14 protein-coding genes are annotated in these 16443 nt (G+C 70.2%); 10 read left to right on the forward strand and 4 right to left on the reverse strand.

Annotated elements, in window-relative coordinates; translation table 11 throughout:
• The first annotated feature begins 2 nt into the window (after window positions 1-2).
• The 6 genes from mmsB (at window position 3) to EPO52_RS08985 (ending at window position 7954) form a co-directional block, all read left to right on the forward strand.
• Window positions 3-1223 carry a multiple monosaccharide ABC transporter permease gene (mmsB, locus tag EPO52_RS08960; protein ID WP_290804920.1) on the forward strand — a complete coding sequence of 407 codons (1221 nt, stop codon included), beginning with the start codon at window positions 3-5 and terminating at the stop codon, window positions 1221-1223.
• A gap of 99 nt (window positions 1224-1322) precedes the next feature.
• Complete coding sequence (locus tag EPO52_RS08965; RefSeq protein WP_290804923.1) at window positions 1323-2525, forward strand: ROK family transcriptional regulator; 1203 nt, start codon at window positions 1323-1325, stop codon at window positions 2523-2525.
• A gap of 52 nt (window positions 2526-2577) precedes the next feature.
• Window positions 2578-3330 carry a DeoR/GlpR family DNA-binding transcription regulator gene (locus EPO52_RS08970; protein WP_290804926.1) on the forward strand — a complete coding sequence of 251 codons (753 nt, stop codon included), beginning with the start codon at window positions 2578-2580 and terminating at the stop codon, window positions 3328-3330.
• A 235-nt stretch (window positions 3331-3565) separates the two neighbouring features.
• Window positions 3566-5602: a bifunctional aldolase/short-chain dehydrogenase gene (locus EPO52_RS08975; protein ID WP_290804928.1), complete on the forward strand. Its 2037-nt coding sequence runs from the start codon at window positions 3566-3568 to the stop codon at window positions 5600-5602.
• A 110-nt stretch (window positions 5603-5712) separates the two neighbouring features.
• Window positions 5713-7140, forward strand: a complete 1428-nt coding sequence (locus tag EPO52_RS08980) for a rhamnulokinase family protein (RefSeq protein WP_290804932.1) — start codon at window positions 5713-5715, stop codon at window positions 7138-7140.
• Window positions 7141-7270: 130 nt separating this feature from the next.
• The gene (locus tag EPO52_RS08985) at window positions 7271-7954 is read left to right on the forward strand and encodes an endonuclease/exonuclease/phosphatase family protein (protein ID WP_290804934.1); all 684 of its coding nucleotides are present in this window, start codon (window positions 7271-7273) and stop codon (window positions 7952-7954) included.
• Between the two features lie 19 nt (window positions 7955-7973).
• On the opposite strand, the gene EPO52_RS08990 is transcribed toward EPO52_RS08985, so the two are convergent.
• Window positions 7974-8465: a DUF1707 domain-containing protein gene (locus tag EPO52_RS08990; protein ID WP_290804937.1), complete on the reverse strand. Its 492-nt coding sequence runs from the start codon at window positions 8463-8465 to the stop codon at window positions 7974-7976.
• 97 nt (window positions 8466-8562) lie between these two features.
• On the opposite strand from EPO52_RS08990, the gene EPO52_RS08995 reads away from it, so the two are divergent.
• Window positions 8563-9453: an FCD domain-containing protein gene (locus EPO52_RS08995; protein ID WP_290804940.1), complete on the forward strand. Its 891-nt coding sequence runs from the start codon at window positions 8563-8565 to the stop codon at window positions 9451-9453.
• Window positions 9454-9478: 25 nt separating this feature from the next.
• On the forward strand, window positions 9479-10879 hold the full coding sequence (locus tag EPO52_RS09000) for an alpha-hydroxy acid oxidase (RefSeq protein ID WP_290804943.1): 1401 nt from the start codon (window positions 9479-9481) through the stop codon (window positions 10877-10879).
• Between the two features lie 147 nt (window positions 10880-11026).
• On the opposite strand, the gene EPO52_RS09005 is transcribed toward EPO52_RS09000, so the two are convergent.
• Window positions 11027-11974, reverse strand: coding sequence for a carbohydrate kinase (locus tag EPO52_RS09005; RefSeq protein WP_290804945.1), 948 nt, complete (start codon window positions 11972-11974; stop codon window positions 11027-11029).
• A 115-nt stretch (window positions 11975-12089) separates the two neighbouring features.
• Here EPO52_RS09005 and EPO52_RS09010 point away from each other — a divergent pair, with 115 nt between their 5' ends.
• Together EPO52_RS09010 and EPO52_RS09015 are read left to right on the forward strand one after the other, a co-directional pair.
• Entirely contained in the window at window positions 12090-12425 is a 336-nt protein-coding gene (locus EPO52_RS09010; protein WP_290804947.1) for a DivIVA domain-containing protein, read from the forward strand.
• Between the two features lie 63 nt (window positions 12426-12488).
• Window positions 12489-13343, forward strand: a complete 855-nt coding sequence (locus tag EPO52_RS09015) for a DUF3097 domain-containing protein (protein ID WP_290804950.1) — start codon at window positions 12489-12491, stop codon at window positions 13341-13343.
• A gap of 21 nt (window positions 13344-13364) precedes the next feature.
• Here EPO52_RS09015 and EPO52_RS09020 read toward each other — a convergent pair whose 3' ends face one another.
• Together EPO52_RS09020 and EPO52_RS09025 are read right to left on the reverse strand one after the other, a co-directional pair.
• On the reverse strand, window positions 13365-14045 hold the full coding sequence (locus tag EPO52_RS09020; RefSeq protein ID WP_290804953.1) for a GntR family transcriptional regulator: 681 nt from the start codon (window positions 14043-14045) through the stop codon (window positions 13365-13367).
• A gap of 54 nt (window positions 14046-14099) precedes the next feature.
• Window positions 14100-16385, reverse strand: coding sequence for a sigma-70 family RNA polymerase sigma factor (locus EPO52_RS09025; RefSeq protein ID WP_290804956.1), 2286 nt, complete (start codon window positions 16383-16385; stop codon window positions 14100-14102).
• Window positions 16386-16443 lie beyond the last annotated feature (58 nt).

Consider the following 16443-nt stretch of genomic DNA (forward strand, 5'->3'; position numbering starts at 1 on the left):
CGATGAGCAACATCGCAACCGAAGCACCGACGGAGCCCTCGGGGCCCGCTCCGATCAAGTCGCCGAAGAGGCAGCGGGTCGACCTGCGCCAGTACGGCATCCTCGCCGCCCTGGCCATCATCATCCTGCTGTTCGAGATCCTGACCGGCGGGCGCCTCCTGATGCCCGGCAACGTCAACAACCTCATCCAGCAGAACTCCTACGTGCTGATCCTCGCCATCGGCATGGTGATCGTGATCATCGCGGGTCACATCGACCTGTCGGTGGGGTCGGTGGTCGCCCTCGTGGGGGCCGTGGCCGCACTCGCCATGAACAGCTGGGGTCTCCCCTGGTGGGCCGCCGTGCTGCTCGCCCTCGTGGTGGGCGCCGTGATCGGAGCCTGGCAGGGCTTCTGGGTGGCGTTCGTCGGCATACCGGCGTTCATCGTCACGCTGGCGGGCATGCTGATCTTCCGTGGTCTCACGCTGGTGCTGCTCACCGGTGGAACCATCTCGGGCCTGCCCGACGAGTTCACCGCGATCGGCGCGGGCTGGATCCCCGGCTTCCTCGGTGAGATCCTCGGCGGTCGCGACACGTTCACCCTCGTGCTCGGTCTTCTGGCCTCGGCTGCCTTCGTGGTGCAGCAGGTGCGCACCCGTGCCACCCTGCGCAAGCTCGAACTGCCGCGCGAACCCGCCGCCTCGGCGATCGTCAAGAGCGCGATCCTCGTCATCGCGATCATGGCCCTCTCCTGGCAGCTCAGCGCCTACTCCGGCACCCCGATCATCCTGATCATCCTGGCCGTGCTCATCCTGCTGTACACCTTCATCCTGAACCGCTCGGTGTTCGGCCGTCACGTCTACGCGATGGGTGGCAACCTCTTCGCCGCGCAGATGAGCGGCGTGAAGACCAAGTGGATCAACTTCGCGATCTTCGTGAACATGGGTGTGCTCGCCGGTCTCGCCGGTGTGGTCGCCACCGCCCGTGCCGGGTCGGCCGTGGCATCCGCCGGTCAGAGCTACGAGCTCGACGCGATCGCCGCCGTGTTCATCGGTGGCGCCGCCGTTCAGGGTGGCGTCGGAACCGTCGTGGGCGCCGTGATCGGTGGTCTCGTGATGGGCGTGCTGAACATGGGTCTGTCGATCCTCTCGGTCGACGCCGCCTGGCAGCAGGCCATCAAGGGCCTCGTTTTGCTTCTGGCGGTCGCGTTCGACATCATCAACAAGAGGCGCTCCGGCCGCTGATGTCCTACCCGCTACGGCCGCACCGCGCCTGCGTGGTCGGCCGTAGCGGGAAGGTCGCACGGTTTCCTGTCCCCTGATCACACGTCCTGAGGAGGCTCTGTGTCGATCCTCGGCTCGTCACGCCCCGTCTCCGCGGGCGTCGGCAACAGCAACGACCAGACCCGTCGCCACAATCTGTCCACGGTTCTGACCACCCTCCACCACGGTGGCGCGCAGACCCGGGCCGATCTCACTCGCCGGCTGGGCCTCAACCGCTCGACCATCGCCGCCCTCGTCGGCGAGCTGGTGGAACTCGGTCTCGCCTACGAGACCGCGAGCACCGACCACGGTAGCGTCGGGCGCCCCAGTCCCTTCGTGCACCCGAACGAACGGGTGGCCGTCATCGCGGTGAACCCCGACACCGACGCGATCATCATCGGTCTCGTGGGGCTCGGCGGCAAGGTGCACCGACGCATCCGCTACGAGACCGAGGGTCTGCCGAGTGTGCGCGAGACCGTCAACATCGTTCGCGCGGTGGTCGACGGGATGCGCGGAGAACTCGAATCCACGTACCGCATCGCGGGTGCCGGTATCGCCGTGCCCGGTCTGGTGCGCACGGGCGACGGCATGGTGACGCTCGCCCCGCACCTCGACTGGCACGACGAGCCACTCGCCGAACTGCTCTCGGATGCACTCGGATACCCCGCCACGGCCGGCAACGACGCGAATCTCGGCATCATCGCCGAGAGCATCTACGGGGCCGGCCGAGGCGTGAAAGACCTGGTCTACGTCAACGGCAGCCCCTCGGGCATCGGTGGCGGCGTGCTGGTGGGCGGCGTTCCGCTCCTCGGCGCCGAGGGCTACGGGGCCGAGCTCGGCCACACCCTCGTCAACGGCGAGGGCCTGCTCTGCCACTGCGGTCGCACCGGATGCCTCGAGACCGAGGTTCAGCTCGGCCGCCTCCTCGCGGTGCTGGGGCGCGAGACCATCGACGGCGACGAGCTCGACCAGATCCTGCTCTCGAACACCGATCCCGCGGTCGACGCCGAGATCACCCGGCAGCTCGACGTGCTGAGCGCCGCTCTCGCCAACTTCGTGAGCATGTTCAACCCCGAGCGCATCCTGCTCGGTGGTTTCCTCGGCTCACTCATCGCAGCGCACCCCGAACGCCTCCGCGAGGGAGTACAGGCGGCGTCGTTCAGTCAGCTGGCAGGCACTCTCACGCTGGAGCGGGCCCAGCTGCGCTCGCGCCTGCTGCTGGTGGGTGCCGCGGAGATCGCGTTCCAGTCGCTGCTCGAAGACCCGGCGAACGCGAGCCTCTGAGCCCGGCCGCCGTGTCGCATCCGCTAGCGTTCTCGTGTCGGAAGGATGACGGATGGCCACGGTGATCGGCGCGGAGCGGCGGGAGCACCTTCTGGCGCGCCTCGACGAGCAGGGCGTCATCCGTCTCGAGGAGTCGGCCGCCGACCTCGGGGTCTCCACCATGACGGTGCGGCGCGACCTCGAAGCACTCGAGCGGGAGGGCATCGTGGTGCGCGTGCGCGGGGGCGCGGTGGCCACGGTGAAGGCTCAGCCGTTCGCCGAGCGCCAGGGTGTGGAGGATGCCGCGAAGACCGAGATCGCGCGCAAGGCGCTCGATCTGGTTCCGGATGCGGGCACCATCGCCGTCGACGCCTCCTCCACCTCGGGGCATCTCCTCGCGCAGCTGCGGGGGGCGTCCGACCTCCTCATCGCCACGAACTCGGCGCACAACCACGCACGGGCGCGCACCCTGCGCGGCACGCGGGCGGTGCTGCTCGGCGGCGAGCTCGAGCCGCGCACCGAGAGCTTCGTGGGTCCGATCGCCTGTGCTGCGGCGGGGCTGCTCAACTACGACCGCTTCTTCACCTCGGCGGCCGCGGCCGATCTCGAGCACGGCACGAGCGAGACCATCCTCGAGGAGGCCCAGGTGAAGCGCGAACTGATGCGGGCAGCGCGGGAGACCGTGCTGCTGATCACGGCGGCCAAGCTCGGGCGGCGCGCGGCGGCGGCGGCGATCCCGTGGGAACGCATCTCGATCGTGATCACCGAGCTCGACCCCTCCGATTCGCGGCTCGACGGCATCCGCCCGTTCGCCGAGCTCCGCTGAGCCAGCGGGCCGCGCGTCGCTGGCCCGAGGCGGTGGCACCGCCGCCCGACTTGCCACAAGTTGTGGCAAGTCGAAGGCACACGCCACAAGATGTGGCAACCCGAATTGGCGGTGCCCGCGCGACTTGCCACAAGTTGTGGCAACCAGGGCGTTCAGGCAACGTTTGGTGGCAAGTCGATTGGGCTCGTGTTATGTTCTGTTAAGTTCACACGCCATGACATCCGATGGAGCATCCATGACCTCGCAGGCCGCCGCCGATCTGATCGCGCGCTCGAACCGACTCGGTTCCGATCCCAAGAACACCAACTACGCCGGGGGCAACACCTCCGCCAAGGGCTTCGAGACCGACCCGGTGACCGGTGAGGATGTCGAGCTCATGTGGGTCAAGGGCTCGGGCGGCGACCTCGGCACCCTGAAGGAGTCGGGTCTCGCGGTGTTGCGCGTCGATCGCCTCCGCGCCCTGCGGAACGTCTACCCGGGAGTCGATCGCGAAGACGAGATGGTCGCCGCATTCGACCACACCCTGTTCGGCAAGGGCGGCGCGGCACCGAGCATCGACACCGCCATGCACGGCCTGGTCGACGCGAACCACGTCGACCACCTGCATCCCGACTCCGGCATCGCCATCGCCACGGCCGCCGACGGTGAGGAGCTCACCACCAAGGTCTACGGCGACAGGGTCGTGTGGGTGCCCTGGCGCCGCCCGGGCTTCCAGCTCGGTCTCGACATCGCCGCCATCAAGGCCGAGAACCCGGATGCGATCGGCTGCATCCTCGGCGGCCACGGCATCACCGCGTGGGGCGACACGAGCGACGAGGCCGAGGCCAACTCGCTCTGGATCATCGACACCGCCGCGGCCTACATCGCCGACAACGGAAAGGCGGATCCGTTCGGCCCGGCGCTCGACGGCTTCGCCGCCCTGCCGGAGGCCGAGCGTCGCGCGAAGGCCGCCGCTCTCGCGCCGACCATCCGTGGACTCGCCTCCACCGACAAGGCGCAGGTCGGCTCGTTCACCGACGCCGACGTCGTGCTCGACTTCCTCGCGTCGGCCGAGCACCCGCGGCTCGCGGCCCTCGGCACGAGCTGCCCCGACCACTTCCTGCGCACCAAGGTGAAGCCCCTCGTGCTCGACCTGCCCGCCGACGCGAGCATCGAAGACTCGATCGCACGCCTGAAGGTGCTGCACGAGGAGTACCGCGCCGACTACGCCGCGTACTACGACCGCAACGCGTCGCCCGACTCCCCCGCGATGCGCGGCGCCGACCCGGCGATCGTGCTCATCCCGGGTGTCGGCATGTTCTCCTACGGCGCCAACAAGCAGACCGCCCGCGTGGCCGGCGAGTTCTACATCAACGCCATCAACGTCATGCGCGGCGCGGAATCGCTCAGCACCTACGCCCCCATCGATGAGGTGGAGAAGTTCCGCATCGAGTATTGGGCGCTCGAGGAGGCCAAGCTCCAGCGCCTGCCGAAGCCGAAGTCGCACGCCTCGCGCATCGCTCTCGTCACCGGTGCCGCATCCGGAATCGGCAAGGCCATCGCCACCCGCCTCGCCGCGGAAGGCGCCTGTGTGGTGATCGCCGACCTCGACCTCGAGAAGGCCCAGGCCGCCGCAGCCGAACTGGGCGGAACGGATGTCGCCATCGGCGTTCAGGCGAACGTCACGAGCGAGGCCGAGATCCAGGCCGGCATCGACGCGGCCCTGCTCGCCTTCGGCGGACTCGACCTCGTGGTGAACAACGCGGGCCTGTCGATCTCGAAGCCGCTGCTCGAGACCACCGAGAAGGACTGGGATCTGCAGCACGACGTGATGGCCAAGGGCTCGTTCCTGGTGTCGAAGGCCGCGGCGCGCGTGCTCATCGACCAGGAGATGGGCGGCGACATCATCTACATCTCGTCGAAGAACTCGGTGTTCGCCGGCCCGAACAACATCGCCTACTCGGCGACGAAGGCCGACCAGGCCCACCAGGTGCGCCTCCTGGCCGCCGAGCTCGGCGAATACGGCGTGAAGGTCAACGGCATCAACCCGGATGGAGTGGTGCGCGGATCCGGTATCTTCGCCGGCGGCTGGGGCGCCAAGCGCGCCGCCGTCTACGGCGTGCCGGAGGAGGAGCTGGGTGCCTACTACGCGCAGCGCACCCTGCTGAAGCGCGAGGTGCTGCCCGAGAACGTGGCCAATGCCGTCGCCGTGCTCACGGGCGCCGACCTCACCCACACCACAGGCCTGCACATCCCGGTCGACGCCGGGGTGGCCGCCGCGTTCCTCCGCTGACACCCCTTCGAGATCCGTCACTTTTTGCGCATAATCGCTCGCATTCGCGCAAAAAGTGACGGATCTGGGAGGTGGGCACCGATTTACACTCGAGATGTGAGAGAGACCCCATGACCGCAGCAGTCGCCGCCGTCGACCTCGGCGCCACCAGCGGGCGCGTGATGCTCGGGTACGTCGGTCACGACGAGTTGAGGCTCGTGCCCGTGGCGCGGTTTCCGAACAACCCCGTGCGGGTGATCGACGGACTCCACTGGAACATCCTCGAGCTCTACCGCAACGTGGTCGTGGGGCTGGCCTCGGCACTGCGCGAAGAGCCCGATGTGCGCAGCATCGCGGTCGACTCCTGGGCCGTCGACTACGCGCTGCTGCGCGGCGACCGGATGCTGGGCACCCCTTACCATTACCGCGATGCGCGAACCGCGGCCGGAGTCGACGCCACCCACGCTCTCGTGGGGCCCGCCGAGCTCTATGCGGCGAACGGACTGCAGTTCCTCCCGTTCAACACGCTCTACCAGCTCGCCGCCGAGCGGCTCGAGGGCGGGCTCGAGCAGGCCGACTCGCTGCTGCTCGTGCCCGATCTGGTGAACTTCTGGCTCACGGGAGCCCGCCGGGCGGAGGTCACCAACGCCTCCACCACCGGGCTGCTCGACGTGCACACCACGGAGTGGAACGGCCCGTTGATCGAGCGACTCGGGCTGCCGCGCGGCATCCTTCCCCCGCTGGTCTCGCCGGGTTCAACCGTAGGCACGCTGCTGCCCGCCGTGGCCGACGAGATCGGCGCCCCGCGAGACCTCGCCGTGAGCGCCGTGGGCTCGCACGACACCGCTTCCGCAGTGGTCGCGGTGCCGGCCACCGCGGGGGAATTCGCCTACATCTCGAGTGGAACCTGGTCGCTCGTGGGAGTGGAGCTCGATCGCCCGGTGGTCTCCGAAGCAGCCCGGGCCGCGGGGTTCACCAACGAGGGCGGGGTCGACGGCCGCATCCGGTTCCTGCAGAACGTGTCGGGGCTGTGGCTGCTCTCGGAATCGGTGCGCACCTGGGAGCGGGGCGGCGAGCAGATCGATCTGCCGACCCTCATCTCGGCAGCGGCCGCGGTCACGACGCCCGTCTCGGTGTTCGATGCCGGCGACCCGCGCTTCATCGCCCCGGGCGACATGCCGGAGCGAATCGCCCAGTGGTGCACCGAGCACGGTGTCGCCCCACCGCAGACGCGCGCCGAGGTCGCCCGGTCGATTCTCGAGAGCCTCGCGGATGCGTACGCCCGCTCGCTCGAGGCCGCCGCGACGCTGTCGGGCACGAGAATCCGCGCGATCCACGTGGTGGGCGGCGGTTCGCAGAACGCACTGCTCTGCCAGTTGACGGCCGACCGCACCGGGCTGACCGTTCTCGCGGGCCCCGCCGAGGCGACCGCCATCGGCAACGTGCTCGTGCAGGCCAGGGCGCAGGGCATCGTGGCCGGCGACTCCTCGCTCGAGGGGCTGCGGGCTCTCGTGGCGAGGGCCTACCCGCCCACGCGCTACACGCCCGGCTCGCGCTAGGGTCCGCGCCCTCGCCGGCCCGCACGAGGAGTTCATTCCGCACTCAGGTTCGGTGTGCCCGGATCGTGTCAGAATGGCGAGGTTAGGCCCTTACCCTGCCGCCGTCACAGAAGGTACGGTTCACACGAACATGGGACGCGAACTGAACATCATCAGTTACAACCTGCGCGAGCACCACGCGAGCGGCGAACTCATCGATCTGGCGAGGATCTACGACGTCGACGTGATGTGCCTGCAGGAGTGCGACACCTCGGACATGCCCGATGACATCCAGCACCTGACTCTCGCCGACTCGACCAAGACCAACAGGCTCGGCCTCGCGATCTACTACCGCGCGTCGCGTTTCGAATTGCGGGGCACCCGGGTCTTCGCCCTGCGCAAGTCGATGCACGACCGGGTGATGGCCCCGGCGCACGAACGACTGCTCGCCGCGAAGCTCTACGATCGCGAGATCGAGAAGGAGATCCTCGTGGGCTCGTTCCACGCCGCTCCCCTCACGGCCACGAATTCGCTGCGGCGCAAGCAGATCGCAGCGGCCCACAGCGCACTGCGCATCATGGGGCCGGGTCTTCCCACGGTGATGGTGGGCGACTACAACTACCCGTGGTTCCGCAACAGCCTCAACGAACGGATGGTGGAGTCGGGGTACCTGCTCTCCTTCAGCGACAAGCCGACCTACGCGCGCTACAAGTACTTCAAGGGTCACTTCGACTTCGTGACCTCGGCGCACACCCGCATCGACTCGATCGACACCCTCCCGCAGGGCGAGAGCGACCACCTGCCGATCCTCGTGGTGGCGGGCGTCGAGGACTAGCCCCGACGCCGGCAGTGCATCAGTCGCGGCCGTTGTACCCGCTGCGACCGCCGGGGCCGTAGACGATGATGGCCACGATCGGCACGGCGAGCCAGAACACCCACGACCAGGCGAAACCGCCCGGCACGAGGAATCCGATCGCCAAGAAGACCACCAGCACGACGATCGGCGTGATGCTCACAGCCGCCACCCCGGCCGCGCCGCCCAAAGGGCGCGCACGGGTGTAGGTCTCGCGCGGAGGCACCGCGGAATAGGGCGCCCCGGCCGGCGGCGCGGAGAAGGATGCCGGGGGCACCGACTCCGTGCCGTGCACAGCGACGGGCAGGTCGGCGAAGAGGGGCGCGAGGTCGCCGCGGGTGACGGCCGTCTTCGCGGCGGCCGAGCGCTCGGAGAACTCGTCGGCGGTGATGCGGCCGTCGGCATGGGCGCGGGACAGCGCCGACACCGCCGCGTCGCGGTCGGCATTGCTGAGGCGCAAGCTGGACGCGCTGGGATCGGTGTAGTCGGTCATGCGACAACTCTGCCGTATCCACGCTCCGTCAGGAAGATCCCACCACGGGTTAGCTCGCCGCCGATCGGCACGCTCGTGGAGGCCGCGGTCTGCTACTGTGGTCGGACCACGTGGTCTGACCACAGTCGGGCCCACGGATCCGCGCCACTGCCCACCGCAGCTGACGGCGCTGAACATCGTCGAGGAGGACACACTGAGCGAGACATCCGTCACCGCGCTCGACTCCGGGCGTGCCTGGGAGACCGTGCTGCGGCGCATCGAGGGCTACCTGGTGGCCGGCGTCCTCGGCCCAGGCGACCACCTCCCCTCTGAACGCGCCCTCGCCGCCGAGCTCGGGGTGGGTCGCTCTTCTGTGCGCGAGGCGCTGCGGGTGCTCGAGGTTCTGGGCCTCATCCGCACGCAGACCGGATCGGGGCCGCAGTCGGGGGCCATCATCATCGCGCGGCCCTCGGGCGGCATGGCGGCGCTCGTGCGACTGCAGGTGGCCGCTCACGGTTTCGCCGTGCCGGATGTGGTGGCCACGCGGATCGTGCTCGAGTCGGCCGTGATGACCGCGCTGGCCGAGGCGTCGGCCGCCGCGGCCGGTGACGCCGGTGACGCCGCGAGCGCGGCATCCGGGCCCGATCTCGCGGCCGCCACCGAACTGCTCGACGCCATGGAGAACCCCGCCGGCGGCCCACTCACGCGCGATGAATTCCTCACGCTCGACCAGGCCTTCCACCTGGCTCTCGCCGTGGCATCCGGCAACGAGGTGATCGCCTCGATGATGGCCGGGCTGCGCGACTCCATCGAGAGCTATGTGCGCGTCGGCGCATCCTCCCTGCCCTCCTGGAACGACACCTCCGCCCGGCTCGAGCGCGAGCACCGTGCTCTCGTGGCCGCGATCGAAGCCGGCGACGCGTCGCTCGCCCGTGACCGCATCCGCGCCCACATCGAGACCTATCACGCCGAGACGAAGGTCTCGAGCATCCACTCCCCGTCCCACTGATCACCTCCCCACGACAAGGATCACCATGGTTCAGCGCCGCATCCCCAAGGTCAAAGACCTCGCGCCTCTCCTGCAGTTCAAGAGCCCCGAGCTGAACGCCAAGAAGCGCCGGCTCGACTCCGCGCTGACCATCGACGACCTGCGCACGATCGCCAAGCGCCGCACGCCGAAGGCCGCCTTCGACTACACCGAGGGTGCCGCCGAGGCCGAGATCAGCCTCAAGCGTGCGCGCCAGGCGTTCGAGGACATCCAGTTCAACCCGTCGATCCTGCGCGACGTGTCGCGGGTGAGCACCGGATGGGACGTGCTCGGCGCCCCCGTCGCGCTGCCGTTCGGCATCGCACCCACGGGCTTCACCCGCATGATGCAGACCGAGGGCGAGATCGCGGGAGCCGGCGCGGCCGCTGCGGCGGGCATCCCGTTCTCACTGTCGACGATGGGCACCACCGCCATCGAAGACGTCAAGGCGGCGAACCCCACGGGCCGCAACTGGTTCCAGCTCTACATGTGGAAAGACCGTGCGCGGTCGATGGCCCTGGTCGAGCGCGCCGCGGCCGCGGGGTTCGACACTCTGCTGGTGACGGTCGACGTTCCCGTGGCCGGCGCGCGCCTGCGCGACAAGCGCAACGGCTTCTCGATCCCGCCGCAGCTCACCCCCGGCACCGTGATCAACGCACTGCCGCGGCCCGAGTGGTGGATCAACTTCCTCACCACCGAACCCCTCGCCTTCGCCTCGCTCGACCGCTGGTCGGGCACCGTGGGCGAGCTGCTCGACTCGATGTTCGACCCCACCGTCACGTTCGACGACCTCGAGTGGATCAAGGAGCAGTGGCCCGGAAAGGTCGTGGTGAAGGGCGTTCAGAACCTCGACGATGCGCGGCGCCTGGCCGACATGGGCGTCGACGGCATCACGCTCTCGAACCACGGTGGCCGGCAGCTCGACCGGGCGCCCATCCCCTTCCACCTGCTTCCGGATGTCGCTCGCGAGGTGGGCTCGGACCTGGAGGTGCACCTCGACACGGGCATCATGTCGGGTGCCGACATCGTGGCGTCGGTGGCACTCGGGGCACGATTCACCCTCGTGGGCCGCGCCTACCTCTACGGGCTGATGGCGGGTGGGCGCGAGGGGGTTGATCGCATGATCCAGATCCTGGGCGACCAGATCACGCGCACCATGCGGCTGCTCGGGGTGAACGCTCTCGAGGAGCTCAACCCGTCGCACGTGACGCAGCTCGAGCGGCTCGTGCCGCGCGCGGTGGCGCCGGCGGCCGTGGCCGCGGCGGCGGCCGTGCCGGCTCGGCGCGCGCCCGCCCGGAAGCCGGCCGCCTCCTCCGCGGGTGGTTCCGGTGCCACCGGCGCCCCCAAGGCGGCCCCGGCTGCCAAAGCCGTGCCGAAGTCGCAGGCGGCGAGGGCCGCCGACGCCTGACGCACTCGCACTCCCGTCCCGCATTCGCGGACTCGCCCAAACGTCGCGCCGACCTCGCCCCTCTACGGCGGAGTTGGCGCGACGTTTGCCGTTGTCCACACGCGCGGGGTGGGGCAGAGCGACTCCGGCCTCCGCCGCGGGAGAGAGTCAGGCGGGCGGGAGCTCGTCGAGGGCGGGCGGGTTGGCGCCCGGACGGGAGACCGTGATGCCGGCGCACGCCACGGCGAACGCGCCGATGGCCTCGATCACGGGAGTCGCCAGAACGGAGGCGTCGGCGATGTCGGCGCGGGTGGCCGCATCCGTGTCGAGGAGCTGGGCGAGCTGGTAGATGAGGGCGCTCATGAAGGAGTCGCCCGCACCGATGGTGTCGGCCACCTCGACGGAGACGCCCGGCACCTGCACGCGGTCGGCGGCCGTGGCGAGCACCGCGCCGTCGCCACCGCGGGTCACGGCCACGAGTGCGGGCCCGAGGGCGAGGATGCGGTCGATCGCCTCGTCGACCGAGGCATCCGGGTACAGCCACTCCGCGTCCTCGTCGCTCAGTTTCAGCACAGTGGTGCCGGCCGCGAGCTCCTCGAAGCGCACGAGGGCGGATGCGTGGTCGGTGACGATCGAGGGACGCATGTTCGGATCGAAGGTGATCACCGGCGGGTGATCGGATGCGGCCAGCTCGCGCACGAGGGCCAGCACCGAGGTGCCGCCGGGCTCGAGGAACGCGGCGATCGAGCCCACGTGCACGATGTCGGCCGGTGGCACCACGAGATCGGGGGGCAGCGACCAGCGGAGGTCGAAGTCGTAGCGGGCCGATCCGTCGGGCTGGATGTGCGCCGTGGCCGAGGAGGTCTCTTCGTCGCGGAACGACGCCGGCGCGATCTCGACACCCGCTGCTTCGAGGTGCTCGGCGATGGCGGCACCGCGGGCATCCGGTCCGATGGCCGTGAGCAGGATGCTGGGCAGGCCGAGGCGCGCGGCACCGTAGGCGATGTTCATCGGGGACCCACCGGGGTGCTCGACCAGGATCGGTGAGCCGTCTTCATCCGGAGCGTCGACCACGTCGATGAGGGATTCTCCGATGGCGAGCACGGTCACGGTCATGGGCTGCCTCTCTGCGGCGGGATCGGGTGGTTTCAGTGTAGGGCTGCGGGCTGTGCGAGAATCGCGTGATCGACGGGCGCGGAGGGGCGGCCGCCGCGGATGAGGGGGTAGCGCAGTGGGGTTCTTCGACAGGCTCTTCGGTGGTGGTGCCGCGGGCGGCAGGAGCGAGACCATGGTCACGTCGGACGGGGTGGCCACCCACCTGTTCACGGAGACGAACTTCCGGGAGGGATACGACTCCGAGCAGGTCGCCGCGACGCTGAGCCATGTGGTGGCGACGCTGGAGGCGTATGAGCGCGGCGAGACGCTGACGGCGCCGATCACGGCGAGCGAGCTGGTGAATGTGCGGTTCGCGCAGACGAAGTTCCGCACGGGGTGGGATCAGGACGAGGTCGACGGTCTCCTCGACGACATCGTCTTCACCCTGCGTGCGTTCGAGGAGCAGGCCTAGCACTTCGCGGCCACACCGCGGGCATGCGGCCGTGGTGTGGCGGGGCGCGCGTAGCCTGTTGCGGTGCCTGACTCCGACCCTTTCGACCGCTACGGCTCCGACGTGCTCGCCGACTACAATCGGCGGGCCGCGCCCGTCGCCCTGCCCCAAGTGGAGGCCGAGTTCGACCTCGTGGTCGAGGAGGTGGCGAGCGACTTCTGCGGGAGCGTGGTGAGCGTCGAGGGGCGTGTGGTCGAGCTCGAGGATCGCCACGGGAAGCGGCGGATGTTCCCGCTCGGAGCGGGCTTCCTGCTCGAGGGGCGACCGGTGCAGCTGGTGGCGCCGAGCGGCAAGGCCGCCACGGGGCTGCGCCGCACGGCCTCGGGCTCGATTGCGGCGCCGCTCGAACGCGCCCGGGTCGCGCGCGCGAGCCGCATCTACGTGGAGGGGCGACACGACGCCGAGCTCGTGGAGAAGGTGTGGGGTGACGACCTCCGTGCCGAAGGTGTCGTAGTGGAGTACCTCGAGGGCGTCGACGACCTCGACGCGATCGTGCGGTCGTTCGCGCCCTCCCGCGAGCGGCGCATCGGGGTGCTGGTCGATCACCTGGTGGCCGGGTCGAAGGAGAGCCGGATCGCCGAGGCCGTGGCGCGCGGGCCGTTCGGGTCGCACGTGCTGGTGGTGGGGCATCCGTTCGTCGACATCTGGCAGGCCGTGACGCCCAAGGCGCTCGGCATCCGTGCGTGGCCCACCGTGCCGCGCTCGATCGAATGGAAGCACGGCATCTGCGAAGCGTTCGGCTGGCCGCACGCCGACCAGGCCGACATCGCGCGGGCGTGGAAGCGCATCCTGTCGCGGGTCTCGACCTACACCGACCTCGAACCGGTGCTGCTCGGGCGGGTGGAACAGCTCATCGACTTCGTGACCGAGCCGCAATAGCGGCGTGCGGGGCAGGGCTCGTCAGTCGTCGCCGAGGAGCATGGCTGCCGCGGCTATCATCTCGAGCATCCGCTCGCGCATGTGGCCGATGTGCTTCTTGACCGCGGGCTCGATCCCGGCGTAGTCGTGGGCGACCATGGCGTTGTAGAGCTCGTCGTACTCCTCCGCGCAGGAGAGCAGACGGCTCTGCATCGATGCGGCGCGCAACCAGAAGCGCTGGATGCGCCGACGCGTCTCGCGCACGGTCTCGGCCACGAGCACATTGCCCGAGAGCGCGTTGGCGTAGCGGTGGAACAGCTGATCGGCGAGCGCCCAGGCGGCGCGGTCGTCGGCAGCGGCAGCGGCGTACATGTCGTCGACGTAGCCCTTGAGCTTCGCGGCCTCGGCATCGGTGAGCGTGGTGGCGGCCTTGCGGCAGATGTAGGTGTCGAGCACCTCGAGCAGGTCGCAGGCGTCGTTGACCTCGGTGGCGGTGAGCTGCGACACGGTGAAGCGCGCGTTGTCGGTGCGCTTGACCAGCCCCTCCTTCTCGAGGCGCTGCAGGGCCTCGCGCACCGGTGTGCGGCTGATGCCGAGCTGACCGGCGAGGCGGTTCTCCGACAGGGGCGAGCCCGATCGCAGCCGGAATCCCGTGATCTCGGCGAGCAACCACTCATACGCGTCATCGACGCGCGAACCCGCCTCGGCTGAAACGGCCATCATCACCTGCCCTCAGCATCCGATTCTAGACCGGGAAACGGATGCGTCGGACTTTGGTCAATCGGGGCGTCCTGCCGCGCCCACTCGCGTGCCGTCGACGTAGCGCACGAAGAAGCCGCCGCTCGGGGCCAGCCAGGTCGCCGTCCAGTTGCCATCGGCGTTCAGTGTGATGTCGGAGCTCTGGAAAGCGGGGAAGTCGTCGTGGTAGAGCCGCACGGTGCCGTTCGTGGAGCCGTGCACGGTCACCTGGTAGGAAGTGCCCTCGTCGAGCGTCTCGACAGTGATCGCTGGCGGTGCGTCGAGGGTGACCTGCACGGGTGCGGTCTGCGGGGAGGTGCCGGCGATGGCGGCACCGGGTGGGGCGGCGTCGGGTGTGTCGGAGTCGCCGGCGCCGGCTGCCCCGCCGGTCGACTCGGTGGGTGCGGTGACGGTCTGCGTCGCCGTCACCTCGGAGTCGCCGACGCGGAGGTCGTTCAGCGTGAGGTGCCAGACGCCGGTGGTGGGGTCGGCCGTGGTGGTCCACTGGGTCGACTCGACGGTGTCGGACGATTCGTTCGCGCCGACGAGCGCGACGGTGATCTGGGCACCGGCGAGTGCCGTGCCGGAGAGGACGGGATAGACGGAGGTGGGGCCGGGATCGACGGCGATCTGGGGCGCCTCGGGTGGGGTGGGCGCCGATGGGTCGACGGGATCGACCGGGTCGACGGGATCGACGGGGGTGGTCGGAGCGGGAGGAGTCGGCGTCGGCGGGACACGGGAGGCATCGCCGGAGAGCGTTTGCGGGGTGGCGTCGGCCGGGGCATCCGGAACCGGAGTTCTGCGCGGTGACGTGATGACCGGATCCGTGGGAATCGGAGGGTCTACGGGGTCGTCCACGATCGGGGCAGGGGACGGCTCGGCGGGATCGCTCGGCGTCGCGGTGTCGGATGGGGGCGCACTCGGCGACGTGGCCGCCTCGACGACCGCGACCTCGCCGCCACCGCCCCACAGCGGTCCGGCGACGAGGGCGACGGCGACCCCGGCGCCCGCCAACACGGCGACCCCGGCTGCGACGAGACCCGCGATGGCTCCGGCGGCCAGGCCTCCGCCCGCGGACCCCGCTCCGGCACCGGCGCCGCCGCCCGCGGGGCCGCTCGACCCCGCCCCTGCACCGGGGCCGGCGCCGGCGGCAGAGCTCGTGGCCGTGGTGGCACCCACGGGCGAACCCGAACCCGCGGCCGAACCCGCGCCCGCGGTCGCGCCCGTGGCCGTGGTCGCGCCGGTGCCCGTGGTCGCGCCCGCGGTCGCGCCCGTGGCCGTGGTCGCGCCGGTGCCCGTGGTCGCGCCCGCGGTCGTGGCCGCGTGCACGCCGGTGGTTGCTCCTGCAGCCGCGCCCGATCCGAGGCCCGCACCCGCGCTCGACACACCACCGGAAGCCGCACCCGCAGCCGCGCCCGATCCGAGGCCCGCACCCGCGCTCGACACACCACCGGAAGCCGCACCCGGCCCGAGGCCCGCACCCGTCGCAGCACCACCGAAGGCGGCGGCCGTCGCTGCCGCGACCGCACCGTGCTGCACCGAGGCGAGGTAGGCACTGGCGCCTGCCGCGCCCGCCGCGAGCGGGAGAAGCACGAGGGCGAGACGGGAGCCGACCTGGGAGGCCTCTTCGGCCACGATCTGGCACTGCGCGCATCCGTCGAGGTGCTCCGAGACCTTCGCCGTGGCCCGCGCACCCAGGGAACCGCGCGTGTAGGCCGCCAGGCGCTCGATGGTGGTGCGGCACTCGGGAGCAGTGGAGGCGGAGGCGAGGTGCGCCGTGATCCAGGCCTGCCGCAGCCCTTCGCGGGCGCGCACGGCGAGGGCCGCGACCGCGTTCGGCTTCATGCCCACGAGCGCCGACACATGACGGGGACTCATGGCCTCGACCTCGGTGTACCAGAGCACCTCCTGCCAGCGCGAAGGCAGGGTTCGGAACGCCCGCGCAGTGGTCGAGCGGTCGAGCGCCGCGAGCATCTCGTCTTCGCTCGTGCTGGGGTCTTCGAGGTCGTCGACGTCGTCGATCGGCACGGCCTGCGACGTGCGCCCCCAGCTGGAGGCGACGTTGCGCACGGTGGTGAAGAGATAGGGCCGGAACGCGCCGGTCGGCCCACCGCCCGCACGGATGGCCGCGAACACCTTCGCGAACGCCTCCGCCACCAGGTCGTCGGCATCGAAGCTGCTGGCGGCGCGCGCGACCGTCAGCGCTGCTGCCGAATGACGGCGCCACAATTCGGCGAACGCCGCCTGATCGCCGGCCCGTGTTCTCTCGATGAGTTCACCGTCAGGCGCGACGGAATCGTGCTTCATCTCGTTCTTTCCGCCCATCCCCGGTTCCAGTGTACGCAGCCTCTCCTCACTGAGAGAGACGCGCGGATGCGGGAAA

It is taken from the genome of Herbiconiux sp., from assembly GCF_004297105.1.
Taxonomy (GTDB): Bacteria; Actinomycetota; Actinomycetes; order Actinomycetales; family Microbacteriaceae; genus Herbiconiux.